This window comes from Fodinibius sediminis (assembly GCF_900182555.1).
Taxonomy (GTDB): domain Bacteria; phylum Bacteroidota; class Rhodothermia; order Balneolales; family Balneolaceae; genus Fodinibius; species Fodinibius sediminis.
Genome location: NZ_FXTH01000030.1, coordinates 1 through 10,113, shown reverse-complemented (window position 1 = coordinate 10,113; position 10,113 = coordinate 1). Strand labels below are relative to the sequence as shown.

The window sequence follows — 10,113 nt, the reverse complement described above, 5'->3', positions numbered from 1 at the left end:
CACTGGGTAATCTTTGGGGAAAACTTTTGAAGTTGAAATTTATCATCCCAAATGACATAGGCCAATGGACTGTTGGTCAAATGATAATTTAGTTCTTGTTCGGTCTTGTCAATGACGTGAATGTTATCACGACCAGCCTCTAATGGTGTAGCTTTTATCAACTGGGCTTTTTGGCCTTCATATTCCATGGGACAACTGAAGAGCTCTACCGGAAAGGTATGTCCCCACCTATCTCTATGGTTGATTATTCCAATACGCTCAAAATCTTTGGTAGAAGGAGCATAGCCTCCAGGTTTTGAAATGAGTTTAGCCTCTGGTTGAAGATCGCCAATCGTTTTTGCCAAAAATTCCCCCCTTTCATAGCCATAAGATTCAATAGCAGCACTATTGACTTCCAAAATATTCAATGAATCTTTATCCACAATCCACATTGGGGTGGAATGCTCTGTAAACAGGGGGATTACCATATCTGATGCCTCAATAATTTTCCCCAATCCTTCATATTTTTAATGGGGAATTCCTAAATTTTTCAGCTGATTTCTGTGAGTAGAATGTTAAAAAAAATTAATGAATGATATAAGTGCTTCCGCCTACGTTTAATGGGACTGCTTAATCGCATATGTACCAAAAAGAACAGGCAGTTGTTTCGACTCCAAAATGGAATGCCAGTGTTTGAGAGGCAGATTCAAAATCAATAACTAACCTTCCTTAATTAAATTCTACCGATTGTTGCCTGATACTCAACAGAAGTTTTATGTAAATGCTGGATCCTTTGTTGAGTGGGTAAGCTCCCACATTTTTTTTGGACATTTTAAATTCGAAAGTTTGTTAAGTGAACCCATTCCATTTATGTACCCAGTCAAAATAGAGAATAGGACGTTATGACCCCTTCCCCATACATTAGAAGCACTTAGATTCCTTTAACGGGAAATACGCTATCTTTATTTAAGGTATGTCCGTTATGAAGTTCCTCTTTGCAAGGATTTCTTGGTCTGCCCGTCGTATTACATGGCCAATAAAAAAACTGACTGATGGAACCCGAACAGAGAAAGACTGATCCATTCGACAGCTTTCAGGGTGCACCAGAGTTCTGATGGTCAGACTCTTTTGTATCTAAACGGCAGTTATGATTATCTTAGGCGATAAATAATAATATCTAATACGTTGGTATGAGGAAAAAACGAGGATTGTCACCCGAAAAAGCGGGCCAAGAGGAAACCGTAGCTCCGATAACAATGACCCTTAATCTACGTCGGTTGTTGCACAACTGCAGCCGGCTTACCGGCCACTCCGTTTCGGATATCATCAGGGAGGGCACGGCACTGTATATGACCCGTTGGCACAGCCAGCAGCCCCGGCCCGAAGAGGAGCCGGAAAACATGGACGCTGTGGTCTTCCGGCCTGCCAGCCACCTGTCCAGACAGGCTCCGGGGCCCTCGTAAGACCAGAGGTGCACGAATTATTACCTCTGGCCCGGAATCAATTGGAATTATTGGACGGGCTTACTATTTTCTGGGGCGCTTTATGCAAGCGTCTCTTGATGAATGAGGCTTTGGGCAATGACATTGCTCAAAGCCATTTACGTGTGTACCCTTCCAGTGGGGAAGGGGAGACGGCTACTACGGGGATAGGGCCGCTCACAGACTAACGCAGCGCCGGCGCTTGGGAAGAGCCGGGAATAGCTGCAGCCATGGAACCCAACAACTATACCCTTATCCTTTACTTGTTATGAGCAAAGAAGAGTCCTCCCCTCGGGGGAAACGCGCCCGCCGGTGGCGCAAGGAAGTACAAAAGCCACTGAATGATGCTGGATCCGGAGCTGAAAATCACTTGGCAGACCAAGAACGCCGCCATCAGTGGCAACAGGAAATGAAGGAGCTTAAAGAGGACGGAAAGCTTTTGGGGGATGCCAGCAGCTCTACCTCCGATAGCCCACCAGGAGACAAAGACCGCCGCCGACAGTGGCAGGAGGAAATGATGCAACTTAAAAACGATATCGCCCGCAAAGAGCCGGGTGCCTAGCAAAGCGAAGCACGACCACAGTATAAGCCGGGCCCTGACAATCTATGCCCAGATGGCCCGGTATAGCCCGCCCTTTGCTGTTGGACAGGCAGGGAAGGGCTTTTCGGGGCCATGGAAGGGGGATTTGTTTTTACGGTCCCCGCTGTTATATTGTTTTGATGGACCTGTTTCAGTAGGTCTAGTTAATTGTCGGCCCTTGCATATTGGACAGATATGCAGGGGCAGTTTTATGGTATAGTGGCCCTGAAAGCCCCTATCGCCATTCTCCGGTGATAGATACTTAGCCTATAGAAATGTAGTAAATCTTCCAAGTTCCTTGTAGTAAAGATAACGTTATTTTGTTCCCGCTGGTTCCCCACTTGGACAAGTCCGCGTGAATAGCTCAGCCGAACCCACCCGGTATCCAACGGCTTGCCTGCAAAGCCCGGGGATTATCACGAACCCATTTTGATTGATAAGAAGATATACATCTGGAAACTGGCCATATTTTATATGACCACGAAGTGGCATTGAGCCAGGGGGTCTTGGCTCATCACATCACCTGCAGCGGCTAAAATATCCCCCGGAAAGCCTACAAGGAGACTCTTGGCAGTTGGCCGTGCATTTCGGCGCACCGCCTCGCACTTCTCAAAGCCACTGTGACCCCATAATAGGCCCTTATAGCACATAAACACCGAAAAAAATAGTTAAGTTTTCTTTCTGGGCGCCGATAAAAGCCGCTAATGGCCAACCCATCGGGATTAGAAAACCAGGGCTGGCGGAACATCAGATGCAAAATGTCCCTAAAACATAAGGATTGAGGAATAAACGCAACAGGTCAACAGTTTCTGTCCAGCCCGAGTAAGGAGGAGCGACGGGGCAGCATGATAGCTTAGTACCTTCCAATGTATATCCCAATAGGATTTAGCAGCCCCTGCTTGTGGTATGTCGCCAGCATCGCCTGCTTAATGGGAAAGGGGCTTTTCCGCCAGCAGCCCGGCTACAGAACCCAAAGGCTGCCAGATATCATTAGTCAAAAATCACTTTACCCATAAATGTCTGCTTTCAAAAATCAGTTAAAAAAGCACCTGTATACCTTTGAAACCGTTCCCTACTTATTTGTAGGGCCTGGTCTAAGCCGTCGATATACCACCCTGCCGTCCCAGCGGGCGTTGCTCCAGAACCTGTGCGAGGCGCACCTGCCCCACAGTTTTGACTATTATGAGGCAAAAGCGACAAGCCTGCCCGAGGCCTGCTCTCTGGTGGCGGAGGCGTTTGATGAGATTGGCCGGGCCGAGGAGCGGTTTGGGCACCCCCGAGATGCCAGCACGGGCAACGCTGAGGAAAGGGAATGGGCGCTAAAGTATGAACTCGCCAATCTCATGGACCGATCAATGAGCACGAATCCTGAGTGGAGCGATGAAATAGCGCTTCTTTCAACCATCCATATTGATGGGATCATTACCACCAACTGGGATGCCTTTCTGGAGTCGGTGCTTGAGGATTTCTCCGTTTATATCGGCCAAAGCGAACTCCTCTTCTCCAATGTGTTTCATGTGGGGAATATTTTCAAAATTCACGGCTGCACGAGCCGCCCTCAAAGCATGGTGGTAACGCAGCGTGACCATGATACCGTGAGCCAGAAAAGGGACTATTTGGCAGCAAAACTGGTAACCTTGTTTATCGAACAGCCCATCATATTTATGGGCTACTCCCTGCAGGACCCCACGATTCAAGGCATTCTGAAGTCCCTGCTAAACTGCTTGGATGACAATAATCTTAATAAATTGAGGGGCAAATTTATTTTTTGCGAGTGGGTAGAAGGCCTGGAAACGCCCTCGCTTCAAAGCGGGGAAATGGTTATCCCGGGCTCTAAGGACCATGAGACCCTGCCTATCAAGCATGTGCGCATGGACTCTTTTATGCCCTTGTATGAGGTCCTGGCATCTATCAGAAGTCGCCCCTCCGTTAAGGTGTTAAGAAATATGCAGTCCATGGTCTTGGACTATGTAAAAAAAGCCAAACCAAGCGATAATGTCCGGCTCCGTGAATTTCCCGGGTTAAATGATCTTTTTTCGGAGTCTTGACCTAAAAAACGTCCCTCAACCATAGAGAATCCGGTGGTAGGGACGGCTGAAGAAGCTCAGGGATGATCCTCTCTGAGTCGTTTGCTTCACTAGAACCTAAATACTTAATTTAGCAATTAAAATAGCTATTACCGGCACTAAATCGGTCGATCCTCCTTGCAATTCTCGGCCTGGCCCTTGCCACCTCATTAGCCGTGAGGGCTTTTAGGGAGAACAAATTAAGTGGTGGCTCATGATGAAATTCCTTAAATATATGACCATCTCAAATAGATAGCTTAAACCCAACGAAAAGTTTTTCACTATGACAGGTGAAAAGCTTCTTTGGGCAAGCAGCATGAGCGGCCGCCCAGGCGGCCCACCGGTCTCTCCAATGATACTGATTATGTGAATTAGGCCTTTTTTTGTGAAAAGTCAGGGGGCTTTTTTTCGGGGGCGGCCTCGTCTTGGTTAGCCGCCCGGGAACATCTTTTTTTAGCATAGCACCGGTCTATTTGCCTAAAGACGACTTCCAGGGCCTCCTCTGTGAACCGCCCGGCCCCGCGGAACTGCTTTCTGCCGTTCGAGAATGCCAGGATCGTTATACCGGCCATCGGGAGTCGTTTTTCATCGGTTTTATAGAACCCGCGGTAATGGCCGTTAACATAGTACGCCCGCAGGCGACGATGGAAATCTGCCATGATGTGCCTATTCATATCTATATTCTGATGACGTAAATAGAAGGCAAGAATACGCATCCTGCCCCTATTTTAACGTAGCTGAAACGGGTATCATTATATGGCAAAATTTGCTACATCTTATGACTTGGCTCCCCCCAGGTCCTCGCTATATTGAGGTTCTCTTGATGAATACCCAGGCCCTGCGCTGTGAACCGGTGCGGAACTTTTCTCTACGCGCGGTGGGAGAGGCTAATGCGCTAGCTTCATGAATGCAGCGCCTGGGTTGGGGCGCTGGGGGTTTCCTGGCCCGCCTTCTCGCCCTCGGGGCCGTCCAGTTCAGGAATCCTCACCGTAAAGGTAGTTCCCACCCCGACCTCGCTCTGGCAGGTGATGGTCCCGCCTAGGGCCTCGGTACTATTTTTGACGATAAACAGGCCCAAGCCAGTGGAATCCTCGTCCCCGGTGGGGCGGGTGCTGATGTTGGCATACGGTTTGTACAGCTCCTTTAGCTCCGCCTCCTCCATGCCGAGTCCCTCATCGGCGACGATCAGGGTAACCTGGCCGGGCGCCTGCGATTCCAGGCGAACCCGGACGGTACTCTCGGGCGTGGAATATTTGAGGGCATTGGAGATGAGATTGGTCGCTATTTGGGAAACTCGCGTGCGGTCGGTGTAAAAGCATGCCCCCTGGCAGGCCGGGTCAAATACAAGGGCGATGCCCTTATCGGTGGCCTTGGCCTTGAACCCTGAAATTAGGGCTTCGATGAGCGAGACCATGTTCGTTGGTTCGGCGGCCAGCTGCGGGGCCCCCTCCACTTCAATCTTGTCGGTGTCCAGGAACCGGTTGATAACCCCCTTCATCTGCTCGACGGATTGATCGATAAAATTAATCTTCTCGCGGTGCTGTGCGGGGATCGACGTCCGCTCATCCTTCATCTCAGACGCAACGTAGGTGAGGACGGTCAACGGGTTGCGCAGGTCGTGGGAGGCCAGGTCCATAAATTTACTTTTCTCCTGGCTCAGCTCCAGTTCACGGGCGTGTAACCGCTTGATGTCCTCGTGACTTTGTTCCAGTTGGTCAATCAAGGTCTTGTTTTCATTGTGCTTGCGAATAATACTTCGCAGGGCCAGCAGAATCGTGACTCCGACAAAGAAGAGTCCGAAATACAAGGCCCCCTTGGAAAGCTGTAGCCCCTGCTGGAGTTCGGCCCTGTGTGCTGCCAGTTTCGCCTCCTCACCGTCCCGAAGGGCGCCGATGGCCTGGCTAATACCGGCGATAAGCTCCTCTTCGGGGCCCTCCGGGGCCGTCCTCCCCTGTGGCGATGCCCGGCGAAAATACTGCTCCAGGCTGGCAAGATCCCGGCTGATCTTCGGACGCAGGGTCTGCTCGGAAAAAGCGGAGTCCGGATGCTGGTTAATTGCATGGGCCAGGCTGTCAAGGTGGGATTGCGCCGCTGCCAGGTTGCCCCACCCGGGCCGAGGGTCCTCAGCACCACCTGGGCGGAGGCGGGCAAGTTGGGCCTCCCGGAGTTCCAGCAAGATCTGTCCCCCGTGGTGGATTATCCGGTGGGATTGCAGCAGCTGCCGGCGATCGTTGGCTTGATTGCTATCGGCCAGGTACACGCTTGCAGCGGTAACACCCAGCAGTAGTACTGAGAGGATCAGAAGGCCATAAATAGCCTTTGATCGAGCTGAAGGAACATTCATGTAGGTAGTAAGTAGATTTGTAGGCGCAGCGCCCTGCTGTTTGTTAGCCAACGTACTTTTTAGGCTGGTCGTCTCGGGGCTGCCGGTTGAGTGTTGATTGGCAACGCTATAGCCAAAGCTAGACCGATCCCATACCGGCTTGGCTTTTTTGTTGCTCAATTTTTTAAAGCGAAGAAAGGTACGATTTTTTTAGGTTATATGGAATAATGAGTTACCTAAAATACTACCGCCAAGATAGATAGGCTATGGGGAAGGAAAAGCCCGCCTGTAAGCTCGTTACTGACTCCCCTGCGGGTACGGGGGCGGTTATTACTGTAGCCCCAGCCACCGCAGCAACCGCTCTTTGAGCGTTGGCGCCGGGGCTTCTTTTAGGCGAGCTTCGCGCTGCTGCTTTAGCTCCTCGGCTCGCCGGTTGACCCGGTCCTCGGCCTGCCGCCAGAAGGTCCAATCGTCGCCCACATCAATGCCGCTATTGAGGATGTTGTTTAACTCCTCAATCCAGGCGTTTTCCTTGTCCCGGTTTTCCTGCTGGTTGTCTGTACTCATCACTGCTCCCTGTGGTCTTATGGTTCTACCTCAATCGTGGTGATATTTGGTTCCTGTTTCGTTTTAAACGGGGAAAGGGAGGTAACGCCCCCTTCCTTTATCAGCTGTTCTCCTTCATATTCGCACACCCACTGCACTGTGTAGGTTTCAAATTCATCCTTGGTAGGTGCAATTCCAAATGACAGGTTATAACTAATCCCTTCATCGCTTGCAATGGTTTTATTCACATTCTCTTCAATTAAAAGGCTTCCATCTGCTCGCTGGACAATAAACTTCTCAAGAAGTACACCTCCAGGCAAGTCATTAATCAGGCTTAGCCTGGAGTCATATATCCGGTCACCAATAATCACGCTCGGGTAAAACTGATAACTTAAGGCATTTATTACCGTATTAAACGTGGCCTTAATATCCATATCGCTGGTCATGGCCACCGTTTGGGTAGTACTAGAGCCACTCAGATCCCCATCCCACCCTAAAAAGATATGATCGCCTTCGGGAATAGCCGTAAACTCGACCTCCTCATTATAAGTATAGGAGGGTTGGTCCGGACTGACCTCAATACGACCATTACCCGTTACACTGGTTGTGACCGAAAAGGTCTGTTCTTCGAATACTGCCATTGCCTCTTTGGGACTGTCAACGGTTAGCTGGGCTGTAGGCTGCGTGCCTGTTGCATCCCCCTGCCATTCCAGGAAATTCCACCCTTCAACCGGTTGGGCGGTAACCGTTACTTCCGTGCCATACTCATAGGTCGGCTGGTCAGGTTCTTTTTTTACGGTTCCCTCCCCCTTCGTTGAAGTTGTTACCCCAAACTGCTGGATTTCAAATTCTGCCACAATCTGTTTGGGTTCATCAACGGTTATCTGAACGGGATTCTCACTACCCGACAGGTCACCTTTCCACCCTGCAAGCTCCCATCCCTCAGCAGCCCGGGCCGTTAACTCAACCACCGTCCCATGCTGATACTCTTTGGATGGCTGTTGAATCACTTTCTCATAAATGGTGCCCCCACCTTCCACATCGAGCCACAGATTGTATTCCTTAAGCTCAAAATGAGCCGTTACATCATAATCCTGATCGACGGTCAGCGAAACGACCTGGCGGGTGGTGTCGATATCCCCGCTCCAGCTGCTGAATACATAGCGGTCTTTCGGTTGTGCTTGCAAAGTTATTTCTGTTCCTTCCTCGTAGGTGCTGTCAGGGGCCGGGGATATCGTTCCGGCATTGGAGGGGGAAACCGAGGCAGTTACCTCATACATCTTGGTATCGTCCGCGGTGCTACAGGATGTAATAAATAGAGCCCATAAAATGACAAGGGAATAGAAAAATACTTTCATAAGGACCTCTGTTGAAAAATAGTTTTGCTTGGGAGGGGCGCCATAATAAACCAGTGATGTTGCTATACTCTTGAACCCCGGGCTATTAGCCGGCCTCGCCTGATGATGGTATGTTATTGATTTTGTACCCGCCTGAAATTAGGTAATAACAAATCATTATTCAAGCTAATGCCATCTGCCCCAATAGGTAGCTGGGAAGAGCAACCATCCTGTGACGATATTCGGTCCAGTTTTTAAATGTCCTTCTAGTAAAACCAGATAGGTATATAGCTTGCTTCCTCTATTATTAATTGAGAAAGCTGTAACGTTATGCAAAATAACTACCGAACTTTAGCAGTAAGAATATGAATGGTTAGATTTGGAGGTAGCGGTGGTTTTGTTCATGCCTTTGGCCTGGTTAATATGAGGGGACCCGGGAAACCAGTTTTGCAATCCGTTATAAAATTATTCAACTTTATTTTTATAGGGATTGACTTTACAGAGGTATAATAAGAAGAGGGAGAAAGGGAGGATGAGTAAGATATGGATAGTGGATAATAGCAGCCTGTTTATTGAAGGGGTGAAAAAAGTTCTTCATCACACACGCGGGCTAAAACTGGATAACCATGGTTCTAGTGGTAAAGAACTGTATACATTTCTTGAATCAGATTGCCCGGATCTGCTTATTCTAGACATACAGCTAAAGGGAGAAAGTGGATTTGCTATCCTGCAATTTTTAAAAGACCACCATCCCGCCCTACCAGTTCTTGTTATTACCCACAAAGACCTGAATGTTTTTGCCGTACGCTCAATCCGAGCTGGCGCCCGGGGCTATATTCCAAAAAATCAACTCTCTGGGGACCTCTTAGTTCAGGCCCTGCGGTATATTATAGATAATAATAAACCATTTATTATACCGGAAGTAGCATCACTACTCGCGGATCGAATCGATCATGGAAACGGGGATGCACCCCGCCATACCTCTCTTTCAGACCGCGAATTAGAGGTGTTTTGTTGTATCGCTTTGGGATTGGCTACCCAGGAAATTGCAGATCACTTCCATATCAGCCACCACACGGTTCATACCTATCGCGCTCGTATTCGTGAGAAGATGGGCATGAAGTCTAATGTAGAGATAATCCGTTATGCTTTAGCATATAATTTAATCAGCTAACCATGTCACATTCAATCAATAACAAGCAAAACAGCAAAGAGGAGCCTTCTGAAGCTCAAAAAAGTTCCATTACTTCTAAACAGTTCCAAGAGGATACCAAACGGGCGGTCATCGGTGGGGGCCTCGCCGCTGTTGTCACCGCCTTGGGGGGCTGGCTAGTGGGAGAAGTCACCGGTGGAGAAGGGCATATACTGCTTAATATGACCCTTGAAACCACGCGCAGTTTTTGTGGGACCGTGACCTTGGCCTTGGGCAATATTCTGGCTTTGATGCTCACGCTCTTATCACTCAGTGCTAACAGTAACGTCGATCTGAAATGGAGCCATTACCATCGTGTCAAGCAAATTGCCTGGCTGGTTACGGTGCTGCTTATCGGGTCCATTCTGATCTACCTGTTACTCAATATTCCGCTGGAAAAATCCGACCAGAGCTCGGCTCCAGACTTTGGGTACCTGTATTACTTCACCCTGATCATTAGCTCATCGTTGGGGGGAGCGCTGATTTCAGTGGTGCTGATGCTCTATAACACGGTCAATGATATTATTCATGCGGTCGGCCCCGGAAAAGAGGAAGAAGACCTGCAATCAAATATTCTGAAAACCGAGGAAGAGGAATAAAACAATTTCC

General features: G+C 49.0%; 10 protein-coding genes. 5 read left to right on the top strand and 5 right to left on the bottom strand.

Annotation, left to right across the window (positions count from 1 at the left end; genetic code table 11):
* Window positions 1-494 (bottom strand): PAS domain-containing protein (locus FN808_RS18365; RefSeq protein ID WP_185958497.1); only part of this gene is annotated, 494 nt, incomplete at its 3' end.
* Between the two features lie 675 nt (window positions 495-1,169).
* On the opposite strand from FN808_RS18365, the gene FN808_RS18360 reads away from it, so the two are divergent.
* The 3 genes from FN808_RS18360 (at window position 1,170) to FN808_RS18350 (ending at window position 4,088) form a co-directional block, all read left to right on the top strand.
* The gene (locus FN808_RS18360; RefSeq protein WP_142716082.1) at window positions 1,170-1,442 is read left to right on the top strand and encodes a hypothetical protein; all 273 of its coding nucleotides are present in this window, start codon (window positions 1,170-1,172) and stop codon (window positions 1,440-1,442) included.
* Between the two features lie 286 nt (window positions 1,443-1,728).
* Complete coding sequence (locus FN808_RS18355) at window positions 1,729-2,022, top strand: hypothetical protein (protein ID WP_142716081.1); 294 nt, start codon at window positions 1,729-1,731, stop codon at window positions 2,020-2,022.
* Between the two features lie 1,034 nt (window positions 2,023-3,056).
* Window positions 3,057-4,088 carry an SIR2 family NAD-dependent protein deacylase gene (locus FN808_RS18350; protein ID WP_142716080.1) on the top strand — a complete coding sequence of 344 codons (1,032 nt, stop codon included), beginning with the start codon at window positions 3,057-3,059 and terminating at the stop codon, window positions 4,086-4,088.
* Between the two features lie 389 nt (window positions 4,089-4,477).
* On the opposite strand, the gene FN808_RS18345 is transcribed toward FN808_RS18350, so the two are convergent.
* The 4 genes from FN808_RS18345 to FN808_RS18330 all read right to left on the bottom strand — a co-directional run bounded on the left by FN808_RS18345 (window position 4,478) and on the right by FN808_RS18330 (window position 8,333).
* A complete protein-coding gene (locus tag FN808_RS18345; protein WP_142716079.1) occupies window positions 4,478-4,780 on the bottom strand; it encodes a hypothetical protein in 303 nt (100 codons plus the stop codon).
* Between the two features lie 227 nt (window positions 4,781-5,007).
* Window positions 5,008-6,501, bottom strand: coding sequence for a sensor histidine kinase (locus FN808_RS18340; RefSeq protein WP_185958496.1), 1,494 nt, complete (start codon window positions 6,499-6,501; stop codon window positions 5,008-5,010).
* A gap of 258 nt (window positions 6,502-6,759) precedes the next feature.
* Window positions 6,760-6,996 (bottom strand): hypothetical protein, encoded by a 237-nt coding sequence (locus FN808_RS18335; protein WP_142716077.1) that lies wholly within the window; start codon window positions 6,994-6,996, stop codon window positions 6,760-6,762.
* Window positions 6,997-7,013: 17 nt separating this feature from the next.
* Window positions 7,014-8,333, bottom strand: a complete 1,320-nt coding sequence (locus FN808_RS18330) for an InlB B-repeat-containing protein (RefSeq protein ID WP_142716076.1) — start codon at window positions 8,331-8,333, stop codon at window positions 7,014-7,016.
* A gap of 511 nt (window positions 8,334-8,844) precedes the next feature.
* On the opposite strand from FN808_RS18330, the gene FN808_RS18325 reads away from it, so the two are divergent.
* Both FN808_RS18325 and FN808_RS18320 read left to right on the top strand, forming a co-directional pair.
* Window positions 8,845-9,486: a response regulator transcription factor gene (locus FN808_RS18325; RefSeq protein WP_142716075.1), complete on the top strand. Its 642-nt coding sequence runs from the start codon at window positions 8,845-8,847 to the stop codon at window positions 9,484-9,486.
* A gap of 2 nt (window positions 9,487-9,488) precedes the next feature.
* Entirely contained in the window at window positions 9,489-10,103 is a 615-nt protein-coding gene (locus FN808_RS18320) for a hypothetical protein (protein WP_142716074.1), read from the top strand.
* The last annotated feature ends 10 nt before the right edge of the window (window positions 10,104-10,113 follow it).